The following is a 567-nucleotide window of genomic DNA, read 5'->3' as shown; positions in this document are numbered from 1 at the left end:
ACAAGAAGTTCTTCGGAGTGCTCTGCCATGACAAGGCGTGGCCATGCTCATCCAGTTTCACTCCGCCGCCAGGAACGACATAGTGAACGTGCGGATGATAGACGGCCGGATCGCGACCCCAAGTATGAAGTACGCCGAAGAACCCAAGCTGGCATCCTTTCAGACTCTTGGTTGCCGCGCCCACATCGCGAATGCTTTGGCTGCTGGCATCGAACAGGCATCGGTAGCCGTCACGTTGGTGAACGCGCAGCACCAACCCAATCTCCCGGGGCACCGTGAAAGTGACCAAGAAGTGATGAACCGGCATCAGCTTGGCAGCCTGCGTTTCAATCCAAGTCTGCGTTCGCTGGTGACCGCAGTTCGGGCAGTGCCGATTGCCACACGAACGTCCGACCCAGTGATCGCTTCCGCAACCACCGCACTGGTAGTGAACACCACCCAGTGCACCGGTGCGACAACGAGTGAACGCGCCAAGCACTTTGTCTTCGGCGACCGAGATCGAATCGGCGTGTTGCTGCAGGTATGCCGGTGCGAATTGGCGAAGAGCCTCCGCAACCGTGGGCATTT

The 567-nt window shown here is 58.7% G+C and carries 1 protein-coding gene; it reads right to left on the bottom strand.

The genetic code is table 11. The annotated features are described in order from the left end of the window. The coding region (locus CEE69_RS31740; protein WP_143549410.1) for an IS91 family transposase at positions 1-565 on the bottom strand (565 nt) is incomplete at its 3' end. Positions 566-567: the final 2 nt, after the last annotated feature.

Origin of the sequence: Rhodopirellula bahusiensis (assembly GCF_002727185.1) — a bacterium.
In the GTDB taxonomy this organism is placed as follows: Bacteria; Planctomycetota; Planctomycetia; order Pirellulales; family Pirellulaceae; genus Rhodopirellula; species Rhodopirellula bahusiensis.
Note: the sequence above shows the minus strand (reverse complement) of the source record. Positions and strands in the feature narration are given on the sequence as shown.